Below are 21,355 nucleotides of genomic sequence, written 5' to 3'. Positions count from 1 at the left end.
AAAAAAAGGGGAAATGATTCATTTCCCCTTTTTTGTGTTTTATGGGTTTGTAGACCATAAGCCGGCTTCTTTTACGAAAACACGGCGGTTTAATTTAAGTTGTGAAACCATGAATTCCGCAAAATCTTCAGGTTGCATGACGCGCTCCGGATTTCCGTCGGTCAGGTTCAGGTCTTTGGCCATGTCTGTTGCAATGGTGCTTGGCAGCAATGTACTTACACGGATGTTATGTTTGCGTACTTCCTGCATGAGGGATTCAGACATACCGATCAGTCCAAATTTTGATGCACTGTATGCACTGGTTACCGCGGCACCATTCTTACCTGCGGTAGATGAAATGTTCAGGATGTCTCCGGTTTTGCGTTCGATCATCTCCGGTAATACTGCGCGGGTCATGTAGTAAGGACCGAAAAGGTTCACTTTCACGATTTCCTCCCAGCGTGCTGGTTCAAGCTCCATAAAAGAACCGAATGAGGAGATACCTGCGTTGTTGATTAAGATATCAATCGCACCAAGCTCCGCTTTTACTTTCGCTACGGCTGCGTTTACCTGTTCGATATCCGCGACGTTCACTGTTGCGATAGCAGTCTTAACTCCGTATGTTTTCAGTTCAGCTGCAAGTGCCGACAGATCGGCTTCCGTTCTGGCAAGAAGTGCAATGTTTACACCTTCTTTCGCCAGTGCGATGGCTACTGCCTTTCCAATGCCCTTTCCGGCACCGGTTATGATTGCATTTTTTCCAGTTAGAGATTCCATATAATTCCAATTTTGGACAAATGTAGAAAAAAGCACTGCTGGAAAAACAACGGCAGTGTAAACAAAAAATGCCGGCAGGATAAGCTGCCGGCATTGTATATATAAAGTTTATACTTCTTAAATGAAGTATAGCTTTTGGCTATTGATAGTTTTTAGCGTTGATTTTACGTGCATTCTCTGTTAAGTGAATTTTACGTAAACGCATGCTTACTGGTGTAATCTCGATGTACTCATCAGCCTGGATATATTCCATAGCTTCTTCCAGAGAGAACTTAATTGCTGGTGCGATGCGGGTGTTATCATCTGTACCGGAAGCACGCATATTGGTTAAGGCTTTACCTTTAACAATATTTACAACCAAGTCGTTATCACGGATGTGCTCACCAACGATCTGACCTTCATAAATATCTACACCCGGATCAACGAAGAAACGGCCTCTATCCTGAAGTTTGTCGATTGAATAAGCAGTTGTTGTACCTTTTTCCATAGAAACCAATACACCACTTAAACGCCCAGGAATTGTACCTTTCCAAGGCTCGTAAGCTTTGAAACGGTGTGCGATGATTGCTTCACCAGCAGTTGCAGTAAGTACGTTATTTCTTAGTCCGATGATACCACGTGCAGGGATATCAAACTCTAAGTGTTGAAGATCACCTTTAGGTTCCATGATCAATAACTCACCTTTACGTTGTGTTACCAATTCAATTACCTTACCAGCAACATCACCCGGTACGTCAACGATTAAAGTTTCAATAGGCTCACATTTTTTACCGTCAATTTCTTTAACGATAACCTGTGGCTGACCTACCTGAAGCTCATAACCTTCACGACGCATGGTTTCAATAAGTACTGATAAATGGAGAATACCCCTTCCGTATACCAGGTACGCATCTGGAGATTCAGTTTCAACAACCTTAAGTGCAAGGTTTTTTTCCATCTCTTTGTACAGACGCTCTCTCATACGCTGAGAAGTAACGAATTTACCTTCTTTACCGAAGAAAGGAGAGTTATTGATGGTGAACAACATGTTCATGGTTGGCTCATCGATGCTGATAACCGGAAGTTGTTCTGGTGCTTCAAAATCAGCGATGGTATCACCGATATCAAAACCTTCAATCCCAACTACGGCACAGATATCGCCAGATTTTACTTCTGTAGCTCTGATTTTACCAAGACCTTCGAAAGTATAAAGTTCTTTTACTCTAGACTTCACCATTTTACCATCACGTTTGATCAATGTGATCGGCTGGTTTTCTGTGATGCTACCGCGGTGTACACGACCAATTGCAATACGACCTACGAAAGAAGAATAATCTAGAGAGGTGATTTGCATTTGTAGTGTACCATCATTGGTTGGTGCAGGTGGAATAGATTCCACTACAGCGTCCAATAACGCGAAAATATCTGTTGTTGGTTTAGTGTAGTCTGTGCTCATCCATCCTTGTTTAGATGAACCATAGATTACAGGGAAGTCCAACTGATCTTCTGTAGCCTCAAGGTTGAAGAACAATTCAAAGATTTGCTCGTATACCTCTTCCGGACGACAGTTTTCTTTATCTACTTTATTTACAACAACAATAGGCTTAAGACCTAATGCCAATGCTTTTTGTGTTACAAAACGTGTTTGTGGCATGGCACCTTCAAAGGCATCACAAAGCAACAATACACCGTCAGCCATTTTTAATACCCGCTCTACCTCACCGCCAAAATCCGCGTGACCAGGAGTATCCATGATGTTGATCTTAACATCTTTGTACATAACGGAAACGTTCTTCGAAACGATGGTAATACCACGCTCGCGCTCCAGATCGTTATTGTCAAGGATTAAATCACCTGTTTGCTCGTTGTCACGAAAAATAGAACAAGTGTGTAAAATTTTATCAACCAAGGTGGTTTTACCGTGATCGACGTGTGCTATAATAGCTATGTTTCTTATTTTTTGCATAAAATGCGCCTGTATTTTGGCGCAAAGATAAGGTTTTTAATCGTAAAAACCACGTATGTAAAACGCTAATATCTTGATACTAAAAGACTGTCGTTCTGGGGAAAGCCCAACACAGGAATGCGGGCAGTGCAATTGCCCAGCATGGTACTTCATGCCGGCCACCCACCATCTCATAATAAAAGACCTCTTCCGGCCGGGTATAACCCTTCTCCAGCAATTCTTTAATGATGTCGATGGTGTCGTCTATGGAATCTATGATGTAGTTATGATTACGGTCTTCCGTCTCATCTTCTGTTCCGGTCATGAGCCATACTTTCAGCTCCGGTTTACCCGCTGTTTCGCGTATCACCTGATGCATGATCCGGTCCTCCGGCGTGTAGCCGTCGTCCAGCGCTTTCGTACGCCACCAGAAAGATGCAGAAAAAGCGCCGATCAGGTCGAAACGATCCGGATTCCGCCAGGCAATGTCGAAAGCGCTAAGCCCACCCAGGGAGAAACCAGCAAAGCCGACTTTTGCCTTATACTTCAGGTTGAACTTTCGATCCAGTTCCGGCAACAGCTCTTTGATGATGAAGTCGTTGTACAAATCTGCCTTGCTCCCACGCTTCTGAAAATCCGGCCTTCCGGCAACGCCGTACTCCTGCATGCGCTCATCGGAACACTTGATTGCAATGAGGATGAGCGGATCAATGCGTTCGGCAGTATACAACTCCTTAAGATTCGCCTCCAGTTTCAATCCTTCCGCGTCCTGTCCGTCATTCAGCAGCAGCAGGTTCATTGGGGTATTTGCTGGTATACCTGCAGGCACATAGGCGATGTACTCCACCCGGCGTCTAAGTGGGATGGATTTCAGGATATGTGTGCTGATTTTGAGCTCGGGGATCATCATAATTATGCTATTTACAACCTGCCCGAGCAAAATGTTTTCCACAAAGCGGTTTAACCTTTAAAAATATCGGCCTGCGGGTAATATTTTTTGCAATATCATCGCATTTCAGCAACAAAAGAATCGTATTCTTGTTTACCAAGAGTTCTTCATATCTCATCATCTAAATTACTTCTATGCAGGAAGAATACATCAAGTGGTATAGTCCTAATCTGAATATGGACATTGACATGCTGACCTTTGGTCACGCTGGCCATCCGCTCCTTTTATTTCCAACCAGTCAAGGGCGTTATTACGAGAATAAAGACTTCAAACTTATCGATTCCATACACTACTTTATCAATTCCGGTAAGGTGAAGGTGTACTGCCCGGATGGGATAGACAGCCTGAGTTTTTATAATAAAGGCGTGCATCCGGCAGAAAGAATTAAGAACCACAGCTGGTATGACAAGATGTTGCTTGAAGAAGTGGTGAGCCGTGCGCAACATGATACCGGACATCATAAGGTTATTACCGCGGGCTGCAGCTTTGGTGGGTACCATGCGGCAAACTTTGCTTTTCGCTATCCCTGGTTGGTATCTCATATGTTCAGTTTGAGCGGGGCATTTGACATCCGCGGGCAGCTGGATGGCTTTTACAATGAAGAAGTGTACTATCATAATCCGGTGGACTATCTGCCGGGCGACCATAATCCGGACCTCTGGAAGATGAAGATTGTTTTGGGTACAAGTGACCGGGACATCTGCAGGGGTTATAATGAGCAACTATCAGAAATTTTAAATAAGAAGGGCATTTCCCATTGGCTGGACATCCGGCCAAATGCGGATCATGACTGGCCGATATGGCGGGAGATGTTACCTGACTACCTATCTAAACTCTAAAAAACTAAACGTATTTACGATGAAAAAAATTGGGATTTTATTCGGACAAGAAAGATCTTTTCCGGAAGCTTTTGTTAAACGTGTGAACGAGCTTGCCGAAGGAGAATTTGTTGCGGAATATGTGAACATTGACAAGATTTTCCAGGGTGAACCACTGGACTATGCTGTTATTCTGGACCGCATTTCGCAGGGTGTACCTTTTTATAGAGCAGCAATGAAGAATGCTGCCATTACGGGTACTGCAGTGATCAACAATCCTTTCTGGTGGAGCGCGGATGAGAAGTTCTTCAACAACGCGCTCGCTGTAAAGCTGGGCATTCCGGTACCGAAAACGGCGCTGATCCCTTCAAGGGATTTGCCTACAGATACTTCGGACGCGTCTTTCTCGAACCTTGCTTACCCACTGAACTGGGATGCTATTTTTGAATACACTGGTTTCCCGGCTTACATGAAGCCTTTTGATGGCGGCGGCTGGAAAGATGTGTACAAGATCAATGACAAAGAAGATTTCTTTGAGAAGCATAAAGAAACCAAACAGTTGGTGATGATGCTTCAGGAAGAGATCAAGTTTGAAGAATATTATCGCTGTTACTGCATTGGTGGCAAGTATGTCCGCATTATGCAGTATGAGCCAAATAATCCTTTCCACCTGCGCTATGCGGTAGATAAGGCACCATCCAGCGAGGAGCTGTTGCAAACCATGCACGATTATGTCGTGAAGCTGAACCAACACTTGGGTTATGACTTCAATACCGTAGAGTTTGCGGTGCGTGACGGTATTCCTTACGCGATTGACTTCTGTAACCCTGCTCCGGATGCGGAAATTACCAGCGTAGGTGAAGACAACTTCAACTGGGTAATTGAACATTCTGCATTGTACGCCATTGAACGTGCAAGGGCACATAAGCCAAATCAGGAGAACTTAACCTGGGGCGAGTATGTAAAAGGTTCCGTGAAAGCGGGTGGAAAGATTAAGCTTGAAGCTGCAGAAGAAATTCCAGTTTCTGAAGAGCTTGCTGCACCGGTAGAACTGGAGCCACAGCAGAAAGCAGGCAAGTCGAAGTCCGCAACAGCAGAAAAGACCTCAAAATCAACCAAAGCAAAACCTGCCGCAAAAGCAGACAAGTCGGCCGCACAGGGTGAAATCTCCGAGAAAAAGGATGCTACAGCGGAGAAGAAGGCACCTGCTGCGAAGAAAGCGAGCACAGCGAAAGCGGGAAGTGGCGATAAAGCTGGCGCTGCACAGGCAGAAAAACCTGCTAAAACCAGCAGCAAGGCTGCAGCACCAAAGGCAAAAAAAGAAAGCAGCAAGAAATAGTCATTATTTAAGCGGATCGTCATGAAGAACGAGTTTACCCTTGGCATTGAAGAAGAATACATGGTTGTTGACCCGGTGACCCGGGAGCTCACTTCGCATGACCAGAAAATTGTTGAAGCCGCGCAAAAGATACACAAGGACCAGGTAAAGGCAGAAATGCACCAGGCCGTTGTGGAAGTTGGCACCGGTATCTGTACGGATACCACGCAGGCCAGAAAAGAAATCTCCCAGCTGCGATACACCGTATCGCAGCTTGCCGGAGAACAGGGCCTGCGGATTGGTGCATCGGGCACCCACCCCTTTTCGCATTGGGAGAAGCAGTTGATTACCGAACACCCGCGGTACAGTGAGATTGTAAATGAACTGCAGGAGGCTGCAAGATCCAACCTGATCTTTGGCCTGCATGTACACGTTGGTTTCCAATCCAGAGAGCTGGCCGTACATATTGCCAATCAGGTCCGGTACTTTTTACCGCACGTATTTGCATTATCGACCAACTCCCCTTTCTGGGAATCGAGGAATACGGGCTATAAGTCTTTCCGCACGAAGATCTTTGATAAATTCCCGAGAACCGGCATACCTGACATCTTTAACAGCATCGAAGATTATGACAATTACGTCAAATTGCTGATCAAAACGAACTGCATTGACAATGCTAAAAAAATCTGGTGGGACATCCGCGTGCATCCGTTTTTCCAGACCATTGAGTTTCGGATCTGCGATTGTCCGATGCTTATTGATGAGACAATGGCCTTAACAGCCCTTTTTCAGTCGCTTTGCGCGAAATTATACCAGCTGCGTTTAAGGAACATGTCTTTCATCAATTACTCGCGGGCATTGATCAATGAGAACAAATGGCGTGCTGCCAGATATGGCATAGATGGCAACCTGATTGATTTTGGCAAGGAAATGGAGGTGAACTGCCGAAACCTGATTTTAGAATTGCTTGATTTTGTGGATGATGTGGTGGACGACCTGGGTTGCAGGGAAGACATCAACTACGTTCATAAGATGCTGGCAAACGGAACAGGTGCAGACCGGCAGTTAGCCGTTTTTGAACAAACGGGTAGCCTTGAGTCGGTTGTAGATTTTATAACCAACCAGACGCTTATAGGCGCGAAACAGTAAAAAATGGATAGTAATAAGAAGATAAAGGTTGCTGTAATAGACATGAACAATGGCGCAGCAAACCAGGGTATGCGGGGGATCATTGAAATTCTTGGTAAATATGAAGTCGACCATGATGTCGCCTTTTCACTGGAAATATTCAATCTAAGGCAGCGGGGAGAATTACCAGGGTTGGACTACAACCTTTATATTTCTACCGGTGGCCCGGGCAGTCCTTATGATGGTGAAGGTGAAGATTGGGAAAACCGGTTTTTTGATTTGCTTGACGCGATACATACGCACAATGCGGATGACGCTGCTGAAAAGAAATATGTGTTTTTGATCTGCCATTCTTTCCAGCTGGCCTGCAGGAAGTTTAACTTAGGACAGGTAAAAGAACGTAAGTCGAACGCCTTTGGGATATTCCCGATTACGCTTACCGAAGCTGGTGAGCAGGAGCCATTCTTTAAAGGTTTGACCAATCCGTTCTACTCCGTAGATAGTCGTGACTGGCAGGTTGTGGAGCCAGATGAAGCCGCATTTGAACGCTTCGGCGCACGGATTTTGGCGCTGGAGAAGGAAAGGCCGAATGTGGACCTGGAGCGGTGTATTATGGCGATCCGGTTTTCTGAGGAGATCCTTGGTACGCAGTTTCATCCGGAGGCAGACCCTACGGGGATGCGCATGCACCTGCTGAAGGATGATAAAAAGCAGTCCATCATTGCCAACCACGGTGAGGAAAAGTACTACGATATGCTGGACAGCCTGGAACATCCGGAGCGGATCTCGCTTACACAAAGCGTGATTCTACCTAACTTTATTTCACGAGCAGTTTCGAACATTTTAGAAGAAGCATAATTATGATCAGGTCATACCGGGAAAGTTTTAACGCGAACTTTACAGCAGCGAAATACGAGGAATTTCTTCAAAAAGCGGATGAAGGCTTCCCGCCTATTGAGTTCAGACTTGCAGAAACGCCGGTGTTTATTCCCAATGACCTGAAAGCGTTGCTTATAGAAGCCGGTGATGAGGTTGTCAACTTCATCAAAAAACCTGGCTTTAAAGCGCTCACTAAAAAAGCCATACCTTTTGAATGGGAGGTGCCCTTTGAAAACAGTCACCCCCATTTTATTACCCTGGATTTTGGCATTACCAAAGATGCGGAAGGCAAACTGATGCCCAAGCTCATCGAAATGCAGGGCTTTCCTTCGCTGTATGGCTTTCAGATGCATCTTTCCGCCTTGTATAAGGAAGTGTTTGACCTGGATCCGAAGCTTAGTCCTTACTTCAATGGCTTAACGGATGCAAGTTATATGGAGCTGTTGCGAAAGATGATTGTCGGGAATCACCCCCCCCACCAGGTCGTATTGATGGATTTGGACGTCAACAAACAGAAGACCGCCATTGACTTTTACATTACCGCTAAACACCTCGGGATTAAGATTATTGGGCTGGAAGACATCTTCCGGGAGGAAAATCACATTTGCTACCGGGAGAATGGCGCTAACGTACGCATCAAACGGATTTACAACCGGCTGATCTTTGATGAAGTCAAGGACGACTTCAGCTTGTTTAAAGAATGCTTTGATCCCCGGGAGATCATTGACGTGGAATGGATGACACATCCCAACTGGTTTTACAGGATCAGTAAATACACGATGCCTTTTCTGGAAAGCAAGTATGTTCCAGAAAGCTTCTTCCTGCATGAAGTAAAAACACTACCACCAGATCTGGAGAACTATGTATTGAAACCGCTTTTCTCTTTCGCCGGTATGGGCGTGGTTATCGATGTAACGGAGGCTGACATCGCTGCGATTGAAGATCCGGAAAACTGGATCTTGCAGGAGAAGGTACAGTATGAACCGGTGTTACAGTCGCCTGATGGTGGCGTAAAGGCGGAACTGCGGTTGATGTATGTATGGCCGGATGGTGAAGAGCCTATGCTCGCCATAAATCTGGCGCGTTTAAGTCGCGGTAAGATGATCGGTGTGCGGTACAATAAGGATTTCGATTGGGTGGGCGGTACCGTTGGGCTGATGGAGCCATAATTTTACATTGGATCGACTGGCTAAAGCTTTGATATGGCTAAATTTGGGTATGGATATGCAAGCAGCATTAGTAGCAGTTTTATTCGCGGCGGCCTTGTTTTACATTGGCCGGATCATTTATCGTTCCATAAAGCCCAATAGAGACGGTGGCTGCGCCTCCGGCTGTAATAAGTGCAGTGTAGATTTTAGCAATATAGATCCCAAATCGAAATAGACTTCCTCTATATGCTTGAAAATTTCAAATCCTATCTTCAACAACGCATTGCACTTACGGATGAGCAATTTGAGCAGATTGCTAAAAATTTAAAAATTAAGACCTTCGTGAAGAATGAGCTTATTCTATCCCAGGGTGAGACGAGTACGCGTACCTATTTCGTGCTAGACGGCCTTATGCGCAGCTATTCTATTGATAATAAAGGCAAGGTGCACATCATCCAGTTTGCGCCAGAGTCCTGGTGGATCTCGGATCGCAATGGGCTGCTGAACAATGAAGCATCCGATTTTAACATGGATGCGATAGAGGCGACTACTGCCGTGATTATTCCGAAGGATTTCTTTTGCACTGCTGCGGCATTTTCGCCGGAGTTTACGCTGTTGAACTCCACGATGCTGAACAATGCGATTCGCTTTATGCAAAAGCGGATAAATCTGCTGCTTGCTGCAACAGCTGAAGAACGGTATCTGGATTTCATAAAGCTGTATCCCAACCTGACCCTGCGGGTGCCGCAGTGGATGATTGCTTCCTATCTTGGCATTACGCCAGAGTCTTTGAGCCGTGTCCGGAAGGATCTTGCGCACAAGCATTTCAAGTCCTGATTTCTTAACATACATCAAGGGTCATAAACTATGGTCTGTTTACCTTTGTTATAACAACTAACAATCTAAATAAGACAATCATGGCGACAACACAATGGACCTTAGATCCAACCCACAGTGAATTACAGTTCAAGGTAAAACACCTGATGATTACCACGGTAACCGGAAGTTTCAGAAACATCACCGCGACATTGGAAAGTGAAGCAGATGATAACTTCGATAATGCAAAAGCGACCTTCAGTGCTGAAGTAGGTTCTGTAGATACTGGTAATTCAGACCGTGACAAACACCTGGTAACCGGTGACTTTTTCGACGTGGATACACACCCAACCATGACTTTTGATTCGACGTCTATCACTGCTGATGGCGATGATTATAAACTTGCCGGAAACATCACCATTAAAGGTGTGACCAGACCAATTGTACTTGATGTTGAATTTGGCGGTACTGCGGTAGATCCATGGGGAAATACTAAAGCTGGATTTACTTTGAGTGGCAAATTAAAGCGTGGTGACTTCGGTCTTACCTACAACGCGACCCTTGAAACTGGTGGCGTGATGTTGGGTGATGAGGTTAAAATCCTTGGAGAATTGCAGTTTGTAAAACAAGCATAATAGCGCATAATATTAGGCTGGCCAACAAGGCATAGCAGATTAGCATAAAAAAAAAGCCGGGCGATGACCCGGCTTTTTTTATTTCTTTATGCCCTCGGTGTTACTTTGTTTAACGCCATCTGCTCCGCCATTTGCTGAGCGGTTTTTACTTACGCTATCTCGTACAACGGTGTTGATATTGCTTTGACTAAGGCCGGTGGTGTCTGCAGCACCTGAATCAGATCCAGAGGAATTCTGACCACTGGCAGAATTCATAGCCGGTGCCTGTGTGGTATCAAGTCTTACGGAATCTGCGACTGAGTCGTCGCCTTTATCTCCGGCAGTACAAGCTGCTAGTGACAACGCCAAAAAGGAAAATGCTAAAACCGGTTTGAATAAACTTTTCATAATTAGGATTTTCTTTTATTAACCTGCCGTATTGAAGAATTGTTTTTTCGAATGTTCAGATTGCGGTTTTAGCTATGGCATCCTTTTGTTCATTCATAAACCGTGTTCGCATGTGTGTGCTCATCGCCTTTGCACTACTTTTTTATTAGTCGTTTGAGCTTAAGCGTTCTTTTCAATCAGACATACGGCATAGGCAACAACGCCTTCTTCTCTGCCGATGAAACCCATGGTTTCGTTCGTCGTCGCTTTTATGGAGATATCATCTATGGAAATGCCGATGGCCTCTGCTATATTTTGCTGCATCTGAGGGATGTGCGGGTTGATTTTTGGTGCTTCAAGGCATAACATCGCATCAATATTACCCACATTGAAGCCTTTTTCCTGGATCAGTTTCACTGTTTCCTGCAGTAAGATCATACTGCTGATGCCTTTCCATCTTGGATCCGTGTTTTTGAAGTGAAAACCGATATCGCGCAGGTTTGCCGCGCCAAGCAAAGCATCGCAGATAGCATGCAACAGTACATCGGCATCGGAGTGGCCAAAAGCACCTTTATGGTGTTGAAGATCTACGCCGCCCACGATAAATGGATGATTGTCTTTTAACTGGTGAACATCGAAACCGAATCCTACTTTAATTTTCATGTCGCTGATTTATTGATGATGAACCTTTGGGTATTCCGAATGTAGCACGCTACTGTTGGATGCTTTTGGTTCTTAATTTTTTAAAATGGGCTGATATACCCATGCCGGCTTTGTGCCAATGCGCCGAAATTAAACATTAAGCTAATCTTTAAGGTATTTGCCATCGGACTTTTTTCTAAGGTGCCTGGCAGGTAGGCCAGATCGAGCTGCATGGAGTGATACCGGAACCCTGCACCCAAAGTTGGATAGCTGCCAGTTCCGTTGCCCTGTGGTGCATACTGATAGCCTGCCCGGATGGAGAACTGTTGTTTGAAGCTGTAATCCATCCCGAATGAAAGACTGATCGCTTTGAGTTCTTCAATCAAGGGTTGATCGCTGAAGGCGCTCCACATCCCAGCCGGAAAACCTACATGGCCTGGATCTTCGGAAACGTTGGGTCTTGTGGCGGGCACCAGCATTTTGCTGAGGTCCATGGCAAAGGTGAGCTGACTCAGGTCATCCACTTCCAGGCTTGCTGAGGTTCCAATGTGCAGGTTGGTTGGCAAGTAGATGGGTTCGTTGCTGTCCGTTCTTGTGGAAGGGCCGATGTTCGAGAGGTTTATGCCGGCTGCGACCGTGGCCGGATAACCAAAGAGCTGTGCAGGTTTACGCAGGTAGGCGGAGACATCTGCGGCAACTGCCGCGGCCGTGGCTTGCATTGCGCTGCCTTGTTCATTCAGCGAAAGGCGTGACTGTACGTAGCGGATGGTGGCGCCAAGAGCGAAATCAGGACTGAGCTTCCGGGCGTAGGTGAAATCAAACGCATATTCCCTGGGGTGTGCCATGCCGAGCAATACAGCTTCTTCATTTCTGAATACCGTTTCGCCAACGGCAAAGTACCTTAAGGAGAGGCCTATCGCCTGCTTTCCATTATTGAGGGACGCACCAAAATAGCTAAGGCTCATGTCCTTTATCAATCTGTTTAACCAGGGATTGTGGGAAAGGCCAAAGCTCAGCCGGTGCGGCGAGAATACAATAGCTGAAGGATTGACGTTCAGGCTATTTACATCCGGCAGCCTTGCAACGCCAGCTTCGCCCATGCTGGAGGTCTGTGCGTCCGGAATGATACCCATAAAAGGAAAGTTGATGGATGTGGCAGTATAATTGCTATGGGATTGTTTGTCAGAATTTAAATTTTGTGCACTTGTGGTGTAAAATCCGGAGAAAACAAGCGTCAAAAGGATCAGGATTTTTGTTGAGGCCTTAGGATTCATATTAATTTTGTAAGTTGTAAATGAATTCTACAATTTATATGATACAGAATTACTTAGCCCGCAACTTTCGATAATTTCAATTAAATTTTGAACATATATATATTTTGGTGCATAACTTAATTTTTTAGTAATTTTAACCCTCAAGTTTATCGCGTTGCGTCTATGAAAAAAACATACCTATATTCATTATTTGCATTACTAATTGTTGGCTTATATTCATGTAAGTCGAAGACCGTCAGCAAGTCGGATAAAACAGGTTGGAATTATAATGAAAAAGAATTCGGCGGCTTTCAGGTACCGGCAAATTATGACCGTGGTGCACCGGGACCAGGATTGGTTGCAATTGAGGGCGGTGTATTTGTAATGGGCGGAAGCGCACAAGATGTTCCTGGTCAGGAACTCGGCAATTACAACCACAAACGTGAAATTACGGTGTCTTCATTTTATATGGATGAAACTGAAGTTTCCAACACCAATTGGCTGGAGTATCTGGACTGGATTAGACAGTCTTACCCTGATGATTACGAATATTATTACAATGAGCTGCCAGATACTTTGGTATGGCGCAGACCATTATCTTACAACGAACCTTACGTAGACAATTACCTGAGACACCCGGCTTACGGGGAGTATCCGGTAGTGGGCGTTACCTGGGAACAGGCACAAAGATATTGCACCTGGAGAACTTCCAGGGTGAATGAGTTGCTGTTGCGTTCTCAAGGTTACATGACTTCATTTGAAGATCTATATGGCACTGGGAAGGGCAGAAAAAAAGATCAGGTTCAGGCTGCACCAAGACCAGAAGGTCCATTTAACACGGATGTATACCTGAATGGTCAGTACGATGATCGCGGGAAAAATGCGATGAAAGATCTTGGTACCGCTGCCGCAAATCCTACGGGCAAGAAAGCGGATGCACCGACCAGAAACGTTCGTTTAGAGGATGGTATTCTAAAACAACCTTACCGTTTGCCTACAGAGGCAGAATGGGAATATGCTGCTTTAGGCCTTATCGGCAATACGGAATATGAAAACATCAGCTCAAACAAGATCTATCCATGGGATGGTTTAGGTTTAAGCTCTGCTAAGAAAAGTACAAGAGGTATGATTCTGGCGAACTTTAAACGTTCTAAAGGGGATTATATGGGTGTTGGTGGATCATTGAACGATAAAGGAAGTTTAACGGTTTCTGTACGTTCTTATCTGCCCAACGATTTCGGCCTATACAATATGGCTGGTAACGTTAATGAGTGGGTTTCTGACGTATTCCGTCCGACCACCTTCGAGGCTGCTGAAGCATTCAACCCATATAGAGGTAACAACTTCCAGGATAAGAAGCTTTTGGAGCCGGGATCGGCAAAGATTGCGGTTGACAAGTACAACAATCCGATTCTGGTACCAGCAACGAATGGTAAAAAGCAAACCTGGGCAGAGAAACAAGCGGCATTGGCTGCGAGTGCTGCTGCTACAGACTCTTTGGGTAATACAACCGTGGCGAGCAGCTACGTTGCCGATCAAAGAGGTTACCGTGACAGACAAAATGAACTTTATGGTGAGATCACCCTGGTAAATGATAAATCTAGGGTATATAAAGGTGGATCATGGGATGATCAGGCTTTATGGTTAAACCCTGCGACCAGACGTTTCATGCAACAGGATGAGTCTACGGCAGACATCGGCTTCCGTTGTGCAATGACAATGTTGGGTGCATCGGAGATCAATCCGAGAAGCAGCAATAACTTCAAGACAAAGCCTGCAAGGAAATTCAATCCAAAGAAGATATAATCAGCGGCGTAGCCGTGTAGAAACAGAAAAGGCGCCTTATGGGCGCCTTTTTCTGTTTATAAATATCTTGTGCTGTAGCCTTTGTTTTAATAGCCCCTGCTGGGTTTTACTAGCGTATTTTGGTTGCCTGCTGATCCCTATTGGAATTGCAGCAACACGGTGTTCTTTTCGATCTTATCGCCTTGTGTGACATTGATCTTCTTGATGATGCCGTCGGTGGTGGATTTAAGAATGTTCTCCATTTTCATGGCTTCCAGGACCAAAAGGTTATCGCCTTTCTGAACCGTTGCCCCCTCCTCTACCATGATCTTCAATACCAGGCCAGGCATTGGGGCTTTAATTTCGCGGATTTTAGTACTTACCGCTGCATCCATGCCGAGTTGTTTTAACAGTAGATCAAACTGATCTTCCATCTGCAGGTTGTAAAGATTACCGTTTACTTTTATAGTTGCGGTTTTCTCCGGTGTGTTTAGCTCAACCACTTCTACATTGTAAGATTTGTTCTGGTAGATGACGCTGGTCGTATTACTATGTGTAAGCGCCTGTTCATCCAGCTTAACCGCATTGCCGTTTACGATGAAAGTCTGATCAGCTTGTTCTACTTCAAAATTGAGGTGTTCATTCACTTTTACTTTATACATGATGCTGGCATTTTAGCGGTTAAGGTAGTTTATTTCAAAACAAGCTGCTAGGGCGGCAGTTTCAGTACGCAGGCGTGTTGTTCCGAGTGTGACTGGCATGAAGCCTTCCGCCAATGCGGAACTGATCTCCTGTGGGCTAAAATCACCCTCAGGACCAATAAGCATGAGGTAATTGCCATGGGGCTGTACCAAATCTTTTAGGTAGCGGCGTTGTTCATCGTCAATGCAGTGCGCAATTAGCTTTGAGACGCTTTTCTGAGCGCTTGTGTTAGGGCTTGTGTGAAGATTTGTCTCTTGAGCATTTTTCTGCTGAGCGTTTGTCTGCTGAGGGCTTGTGTGAAGGTCTGTCTGTTGCGCGTTTGTCTGTTGCGCGAGCAGTTCAGAAAAAGTGACTGCCGGGTTAAGCACTGGATGATAGGCCTGAAGCGACTGCTTTACTGCGGCGGTAATTACCTTTTCCAGGCGATCACCTTTAACCACTTTGCGCTCAGAGCGCTCGCAGATAATCGGGGTAATTTCATCTATACCAATCTCTGTTGCCTTCTCCAGGAACCACTCCAAACGGTCGATGTTCTTGGTTGGTGCAACGGCAATATGGAGGTGATGATTGCGCTTCTGGTATGCTTTCGTTGTTTTTGTAATCCGGAGTTCGACATGTTTTTTTGCCGCAGTTTCTATTTCTGCTTCATAAAGGCCGCCGCGGCCGTCGATCAAAAAAACCGTATCGCCTACAGACAGGCGAAGCACTCTACTACAGTGCTTACTTTCCTCTTCGTTAAGTTGATAGTGTGCCTGATCCTGAAGATCCGGCGTATAGAAAACATGCATAGCTTATCTTTAGTGCAAATCTACCGCGTCGTCCTTGTTGATTACAAGTTCAAGTTTAATGGTTTCCACGTTCTGTTCCGTCTTTTTCAGAACGGTAAAAAGGTAGCCATAACACTCTTCGCTTTCACCCACTTCTGGAAAACGACCGAAAGTATGGGAGATTAGTCCACCAATGGTGTCATAATCTTCATCTTCCGGCAGGTCGTGTGGAAGGTATTCGTTTACGTCGTAAACGGTCGCATAAGCGTTGATGATAAATTCCGTGTCGGAAATCTTCTCCACGGTTGGTTTTTCCTCATCGTACTCATCCTGGATTTCTCCAACGATTTCTTCTACGATGTCTTCAAGGGTAACCATACCAGCCGTTCCGCCGAACTCATCGATGACGATGGCGATTTGAATACGTTTTTGCTGGAGTTCGCTTAGCAGATCATTAATCTTCTTGGTCTCAGGCACGAAATAAGGCTTTCTAATGATGTCGCTCAGCTTCCACTCCTTATGAGATGCGAGTAGTGGTAAAACATCTTTAGCGTGGATGATACCGACAATTTTGTCAATGATATCATCATATACCGGGAAACGGGAATATCCTTCAGAAATGATCATGTTGATCACCTCTTCTTTAGTTGTGTTCAGTTCAAAACCAGATATTTTGGTTCTGGGTACCATAATGTTCTTAACAACACGTTCGTTGAAGTCGAAAACATTCTTAATCAGCTCATGCTCGTTGTTATCGAGGGCGCCACTTTCGCGGCCCTGATCAAGCAGGTAGTACAATTCCTCTGTACTGTGAATGGTTTCATGGGCACCAACATTGTTGATTCCGAATACTTTTAGGATGATGTTTGCAAATCCATTCAGCAGCCAGATGAAAGGTCTGAAAACGATGTAAAATACCTGAAGTGGAAAAGCAATGAATAGCGTGGTTTGTACCGGACGTTGTATCGCCAGTGATTTAGGTGCAAGCTCACCGAAAACAATGTGCATTACTGTAATTACAGAGAAGGCAATGATTGGTGAAGCTGTTTTCGAGAATGATTCTACGAATTCCGGTGATGAACCGAAAGAGGCAAGCAGGTTGTGAAGGATATGCTCCATTACAGATTCCCCTACCCAACCTAAGCCCAGGGAAGCTAAAGTAATACCTAGCTGTGTTGCAGCTAGGTATCCGTCTAAATGTAAGGTAATGTGCTTAGCAATATTTGCTACGCGACTACCCGATTTAGCTTGTATTTCTATTTGCGACGCTCTGACTTTAACGATTGCAAACTCTGCTGCAACGAAAAAGCCGTTAAGGACGACTAAGAAAAACGTTAAAAATATCTGAAATCCCATTAAGATTTGTTTCTATAGGTGGTATCGTACAGTTCCAGACTTTCTTTAATAACTTTAAATGCGTACTCTCTGCCAAGCAATTGCTCGATGGCAACATCTTTACCTTCCAGTGCTTTGTAATCCTGGAAGAATCTTACAATTTCCTTCATGGTATGTGGCGGCAACTCATCAATGTCATTGATGTAGTTTACAGACATATCATTTTTTGCTACTGCGATGATTTTATCATCTTGTTCGCCATTATCAACCATGTGCATAACACCGATTACTTTAGCCTCAACAATAGACAATGGATAAACATCAACAGAACATAATACAAGGATGTCTAGTGGGTCATTATCATCACAGAAGGTCTGTGGAATAAACCCGTAATTTGCAGGATACATTACGGAAGAGAATAATACCCTGTCAAGTTTGATTAGATTAGAATCTTTATCGATTTCGTATTTCGCTTTAGATCCTTTTGGAATTTCAATGATTGCGTTAACACATTCAGGCAGCTTCTCGCCTGGTGATACCTGATGCCACGGATGGTGATCGTCTTTATTCATTTTTTGATTTAGAAAGTTTTTTAATCTTCATTGTTCGACGCAGACCTTTTTCTCAAGAATGCAATGATTACGGGTATTGTCGTGATAACGATGAAGCCTAAGATTATATATAGTAAATATTGATTTATTTCCCTCTCAAATTTCTTGCCTAAAAAATAGCCGAGCAAAGTTAAGGAAGCAATCCATAATATCGCACCTAATATGTTATAAAGCGCGAATTTTCGGAAGTCGAGTTTAACCACCCCAGCGATAATTGGGGCGAAGGTTCTTACAATGGGCACAAACCTGCCCATAATCAGTGCAAAGGCACCTTGTTTGTTGTAGTAGGCCTCTGCGGCTTTCAGGAAACGCTTCTTGAAGAAGAAGGAATCTTTACGTTGGTAAAGCACCGGACCTGTTTTGCGGCCGAACCAATAACCCGTAAAATTACCTGAAATTGCGGCTGCCATAAGGCCGGCGATAAGGACATAAATGTTGACATCGAGTTTTCCGGTTGCGACAAACATCCCGGCAAGGAAGAGTAGATAGTCTCCTGGAAGGAAGAACCCAAAGAAGAGTCCTGTTTCAGCAAAGATCACGAACACCACTACATAGAAACCACCTTCTCTAAGTAATTTTTCAGGATCGACGAGGTGGTGTAGATAGTTCCAAAAATCTTGCATAGTTCTATTCTTCGTAAAACTACAAATAATAATCTGTAGAACGGATTATATCAAGTTTAAAATAAAAGATGGATACACGCCCAGGAAGACCGTAATCACGACCGAAAACACCAATACAATCTTGTATTGCAATGGGATAACCAGTTGTAGTTCCGACCCTTCCTTGAAGTACATGGCCGCGATAACCCTGAAGTAATAGTAGAAACCAACGAGTGCATTCAGGATTGCAAATGCAACCAGGTAGATCTGATAACGATCCATCACATTGAGGAACATCACGTATTTTCCAATGAAACCTGCAGTTAGTGGTATACCGGCTAGAGATAACATTGCAACGGTAACTGTAAAGGCCAGAAAAGGATTCTTATTACCCAGCCCATTGAAGGCTTCGAAAGTATCTGCACCGGTTCGCTGTTTAACCATGATCATCGCCGCAAAAGCAATGATGTTGGCAAAGGTGTAAGCTGACGCATAAAACAGCACATCATTTGTGCTTCTGGAGCTTATGGTTACTAGGGAGAATAAGAGATATCCGGCATGGGAGATGCTGGAATATGCAAGCATACGCTTGAAGCTCTTTTGGAACAGTGCTGTCACGTTTCCAATGAAGAGGGTTAGACATACAATCACCATCAATGGTGGCAACCAGAAGTCATGTAACGGCGCGAAGGTTCCGGAGAAAAGTCTTAAGAAAGCGGCGAAGCCAGCGGTCTTTACGACGGTCGACATGAATGCCATAATCAGGCTTGGTGAACCTTCATAGACATCGGGCACCCAGAAGTGGAAAGGCACTGCCCCTACTTTAAAGCTTAAGCCAATCATCATCAGGATTAAACCTGGATAGAACAAAGGTGAAACCGTCTTGTAGTTGCTGATCAGGTATTCATTAATGACATCCAGGTCAAATGAACCTGTTGCGCCATAAATCAGCGCTATACCGAACAATAGGAAACCGGTAGAAAAGGCACCCATTAGAAAATACTTCAATGAAGCCTCATTGGAGCCAAAGTTCGTTTTGCGGATACCGGCAAGGATGTAAAGTGCTACGGACATGATCTCGATACCGATAAACAGCATAGACATGTTTTTGTAAGACACCATGATGATCATGCCGGCGAGGGAGAACAACATGAGCGTAAAGTATTCCGCTATGTTTTCGCTGTGTTCCGCAAAGTAATTCTGCGTTAGCAGGAAAACCAGGATAGATCCGGAGATGCACAAACCAGAAAATGCAAGTCCGAAATTGTCCATCTGCATCATGTTATAGTACACATGGTTGGTGTCCCAAGAGGTAACAACAAATCCCAATGCTGTAAATAAACCAAGTAGAGTAAGTGGCAATAACGCTTTCTTCGCTTTAAACAAGCCTGCATAAAGAACGACTAATGCGGTTACGGTAATTGTTATGATGATATTCATGGTCTATTTTACAGAAATTAATTTTTGATTTACCTGCTCCAATAATTGTTGAACTGCTGCTTCAGATAGATGAAGTACAGGCTTAGGGTAAACCCCTATGACAATAATTAAGGCACATATGATGTAAAGTACAACTTGTTCTGAACCCTGTATGTCGCGGAAAGTAAGTGTAAGGTCGTTGGTTTTGCCCAGCATGATGCCCTGGTAAGTTCTGAACATATAAACCGCACCAAAGATGATGGTAAGTCCTGCGAAAACCGCTGCCCAGATGTTCACCTGGTAGACACCCATTAACAGCAGGAATTCACCGATAAAGCCATTTGTTCCCGGTAGCGCCACTGTTCCAAGTACAATGATCAGGAATACGATGGCCAGCTTAGGCGCAACTTTGGCAATTCCGCCAAGCGCTGCAATGTCGTTCGTCTTCATTCTGTTGGCAATGATGTCCATGATGAAGAATAAACCAACAACGTTGATACCGTGGCTCAACATCTGAATCATTGCACCTTGCAACCCTTGTGCATTCAGGGAGAAGATCCCCGCTGAAATCAGACCGACGTGGGCGATGGATGAATAAGCGATAAGTCTCTTCGCATTTTGCTGTTTGAAAGCAATGATGGAAGCATATACAATACCGATGATGGAAAGGATAAAAGCTGTCATGCCCCACTCCGTTAATCCAAGTGGCACCACTGGAAGGATCCACCTAATGACACCATAGATCCCCATTTTCAACATGATGCCCGAAAGCAACATCGTACCTGCGGCAGGTGCTTCCGTATACGTATCCGGTTGCCAGGTGTGGAAAGGAAATATCGGCATTTTGATTGCGAAGGCCAGGAAGAAGGCCCAAAACACCCAGCTTTGCTGTGCGGCATCCAGGTCTAGATTATAGAACGCCTGAATGTCAAAGTTCTGTGCCGGGTTCTGCAGGTACAGGTAAATGATGCCCAGGAGCATGAATAACGATCCACCGACGGTGTAAACAAAGAACTTCATGTTTACACGGATCCGGTCTTTACCGCCCCAGATGGCGCAGATGAAGTAGATCGGGATCAAGGCTGCTTCCCAGCCGATATAGAACAGAAAAGCGTCCATCGCGGTAAATACCAGCAATAAGCCCGTTTGCATAAATAACATCAAGGCTAGAAATGCAGGTTCATTCTTGTGACCTGACTTAAAGGTTGTCAGAATGATGATCGGAATCAACAGGTTGGTTAACAATATCGGAATGATACTTAGTCCATCCACACCTGCCTTAAAGCTAATACCCAGTGCGGTGATCCATGGATAGTTGATGCCAAACTGTAAACTGGCGTCGGGTATGAAATTCAGGACCAATACGGCAGCAATGCCAAGAGACACCAGCGAGGAAATTAGCGCGACAGGCTTTGCAGCACTGCCGGAGCATGCGGTAACAATTGCACTAACCAGCGGAAAGAAAAGAAGTATTAATAAGAGTTGTTCCATTATGTTTTCTG

General features: G+C 44.7%; 22 protein-coding genes. 9 read left to right on the top strand and 13 right to left on the bottom strand.

Features of this window, described 5'->3' with window-relative positions; genetic code table 11:
• Window positions 1-39 precede the first annotated feature (39 nt).
• The 3 genes from IEW69_RS08765 to IEW69_RS08755 form a co-directional block, all read right to left on the bottom strand.
• The gene (locus IEW69_RS08765; protein WP_188626467.1) at window positions 40-756 is read right to left on the bottom strand and encodes a 3-ketoacyl-ACP reductase; all 717 of its coding nucleotides are present in this window, start codon (window positions 754-756) and stop codon (window positions 40-42) included.
• A gap of 139 nt (window positions 757-895) precedes the next feature.
• The gene (gene typA / locus IEW69_RS08760; RefSeq protein ID WP_188626466.1) at window positions 896-2,701 is read right to left on the bottom strand and encodes a translational GTPase TypA; all 1,806 of its coding nucleotides are present in this window, start codon (window positions 2,699-2,701) and stop codon (window positions 896-898) included.
• Between the two features lie 79 nt (window positions 2,702-2,780).
• Entirely contained in the window at window positions 2,781-3,590 is an 810-nt protein-coding gene (locus IEW69_RS08755; RefSeq protein ID WP_188626465.1) for an alpha/beta hydrolase, read from the bottom strand.
• A 173-nt stretch (window positions 3,591-3,763) separates the two neighbouring features.
• Here IEW69_RS08755 and IEW69_RS08750 point away from each other — a divergent pair, with 173 nt between their 5' ends.
• The 8 genes from IEW69_RS08750 (at window position 3,764) to IEW69_RS08715 (ending at window position 10,371) form a co-directional block, all read left to right on the top strand.
• Window positions 3,764-4,468, top strand: coding sequence for an esterase family protein (locus IEW69_RS08750; RefSeq protein WP_188626464.1), 705 nt, complete (start codon window positions 3,764-3,766; stop codon window positions 4,466-4,468).
• A gap of 19 nt (window positions 4,469-4,487) precedes the next feature.
• Complete coding sequence (locus tag IEW69_RS08745) at window positions 4,488-5,786, top strand: ATP-grasp domain-containing protein (protein WP_188626463.1); 1,299 nt, start codon at window positions 4,488-4,490, stop codon at window positions 5,784-5,786.
• Window positions 5,787-5,807: 21 nt separating this feature from the next.
• Window positions 5,808-6,914 (top strand): carboxylate-amine ligase, encoded by a 1,107-nt coding sequence (locus IEW69_RS08740; RefSeq protein WP_188626462.1) that lies wholly within the window; start codon window positions 5,808-5,810, stop codon window positions 6,912-6,914.
• Window positions 6,915-6,917: 3 nt separating this feature from the next.
• Window positions 6,918-7,751, top strand: a complete 834-nt coding sequence (locus IEW69_RS08735; RefSeq protein WP_188626461.1) for a type 1 glutamine amidotransferase — start codon at window positions 6,918-6,920, stop codon at window positions 7,749-7,751.
• Window positions 7,752-7,753: 2 nt separating this feature from the next.
• On the top strand, window positions 7,754-8,941 hold the full coding sequence (locus IEW69_RS08730) for a hypothetical protein (protein WP_188626460.1): 1,188 nt from the start codon (window positions 7,754-7,756) through the stop codon (window positions 8,939-8,941).
• Between the two features lie 49 nt (window positions 8,942-8,990).
• Window positions 8,991-9,155 (top strand): FeoB-associated Cys-rich membrane protein, encoded by a 165-nt coding sequence (locus IEW69_RS08725; RefSeq protein ID WP_188626459.1) that lies wholly within the window; start codon window positions 8,991-8,993, stop codon window positions 9,153-9,155.
• An 11-nt stretch (window positions 9,156-9,166) separates the two neighbouring features.
• Window positions 9,167-9,757, top strand: a complete 591-nt coding sequence (locus tag IEW69_RS08720) for a Crp/Fnr family transcriptional regulator (protein WP_188626458.1) — start codon at window positions 9,167-9,169, stop codon at window positions 9,755-9,757.
• 80 nt (window positions 9,758-9,837) lie between these two features.
• The gene (locus IEW69_RS08715) at window positions 9,838-10,371 is read left to right on the top strand and encodes a YceI family protein (RefSeq protein WP_188626457.1); all 534 of its coding nucleotides are present in this window, start codon (window positions 9,838-9,840) and stop codon (window positions 10,369-10,371) included.
• A gap of 78 nt (window positions 10,372-10,449) precedes the next feature.
• Here the strand turns inward: IEW69_RS08715 and IEW69_RS08710 are convergent, their stop codons facing one another.
• The 3 genes from IEW69_RS08710 to porV all read right to left on the bottom strand — a co-directional run bounded on the left by IEW69_RS08710 (window position 10,450) and on the right by porV (window position 12,653).
• Window positions 10,450-10,758 (bottom strand): hypothetical protein, encoded by a 309-nt coding sequence (locus IEW69_RS08710; RefSeq protein WP_188626456.1) that lies wholly within the window; start codon window positions 10,756-10,758, stop codon window positions 10,450-10,452.
• A gap of 159 nt (window positions 10,759-10,917) precedes the next feature.
• Window positions 10,918-11,400 (bottom strand): 2-C-methyl-D-erythritol 2,4-cyclodiphosphate synthase, encoded by a 483-nt coding sequence (ispF, locus tag IEW69_RS08705; protein ID WP_188626455.1) that lies wholly within the window; start codon window positions 11,398-11,400, stop codon window positions 10,918-10,920.
• A gap of 80 nt (window positions 11,401-11,480) precedes the next feature.
• Window positions 11,481-12,653: a type IX secretion system outer membrane channel protein PorV gene (gene porV, locus IEW69_RS08700; protein ID WP_188626454.1), complete on the bottom strand. Its 1,173-nt coding sequence runs from the start codon at window positions 12,651-12,653 to the stop codon at window positions 11,481-11,483.
• Window positions 12,654-12,815: 162 nt separating this feature from the next.
• Here porV and IEW69_RS08695 point away from each other — a divergent pair, with 162 nt between their 5' ends.
• Window positions 12,816-14,438 (top strand): SUMF1/EgtB/PvdO family nonheme iron enzyme, encoded by a 1,623-nt coding sequence (locus IEW69_RS08695; RefSeq protein ID WP_188626453.1) that lies wholly within the window; start codon window positions 12,816-12,818, stop codon window positions 14,436-14,438.
• Between the two features lie 137 nt (window positions 14,439-14,575).
• On the opposite strand, the gene IEW69_RS08690 is transcribed toward IEW69_RS08695, so the two are convergent.
• The 7 genes from IEW69_RS08690 to IEW69_RS08660 are packed head-to-tail and all read right to left on the bottom strand — an operon-like array spanning window position 14,576 to window position 21,344.
• Complete coding sequence (locus IEW69_RS08690) at window positions 14,576-15,079, bottom strand: acyl-CoA carboxylase biotin carboxyl carrier protein subunit (RefSeq protein ID WP_188626452.1); 504 nt, start codon at window positions 15,077-15,079, stop codon at window positions 14,576-14,578.
• Between the two features lie 12 nt (window positions 15,080-15,091).
• Window positions 15,092-15,907, bottom strand: a complete 816-nt coding sequence (locus IEW69_RS08685; protein WP_188626451.1) for an RsmE family RNA methyltransferase — start codon at window positions 15,905-15,907, stop codon at window positions 15,092-15,094.
• 9 nt (window positions 15,908-15,916) lie between these two features.
• Window positions 15,917-17,242, bottom strand: a complete 1,326-nt coding sequence (locus IEW69_RS08680; RefSeq protein ID WP_188626450.1) for a hemolysin family protein — start codon at window positions 17,240-17,242, stop codon at window positions 15,917-15,919.
• Window positions 17,242-17,793 (bottom strand): inorganic diphosphatase, encoded by a 552-nt coding sequence (locus tag IEW69_RS08675; protein ID WP_188626449.1) that lies wholly within the window; start codon window positions 17,791-17,793, stop codon window positions 17,242-17,244. The genes IEW69_RS08680 and IEW69_RS08675 overlap by 1 nt, the downstream gene beginning before the upstream one ends.
• A 20-nt stretch (window positions 17,794-17,813) precedes the next feature.
• Window positions 17,814-18,455, bottom strand: a complete 642-nt coding sequence (locus IEW69_RS08670) for a DedA family protein (protein WP_188626448.1) — start codon at window positions 18,453-18,455, stop codon at window positions 17,814-17,816.
• A 45-nt stretch (window positions 18,456-18,500) separates the two neighbouring features.
• Window positions 18,501-19,874 (bottom strand): NADH-quinone oxidoreductase subunit N, encoded by a 1,374-nt coding sequence (locus tag IEW69_RS08665; RefSeq protein ID WP_188626447.1) that lies wholly within the window; start codon window positions 19,872-19,874, stop codon window positions 18,501-18,503.
• Between the two features lie 3 nt (window positions 19,875-19,877).
• On the bottom strand, window positions 19,878-21,344 hold the full coding sequence (locus IEW69_RS08660) for a complex I subunit 4 family protein (RefSeq protein WP_188626446.1): 1,467 nt from the start codon (window positions 21,342-21,344) through the stop codon (window positions 19,878-19,880).
• Window positions 21,345-21,355 lie beyond the last annotated feature (11 nt).

Source organism: Pedobacter quisquiliarum (genome assembly GCF_014642175.1).
GTDB lineage: Bacteria > Bacteroidota > Bacteroidia > Sphingobacteriales > Sphingobacteriaceae > Pedobacter > Pedobacter quisquiliarum.
The sequence above is the reverse complement of the archived record's forward strand: the minus strand, read 5'-3'. Positions and strand labels throughout refer to the sequence as shown.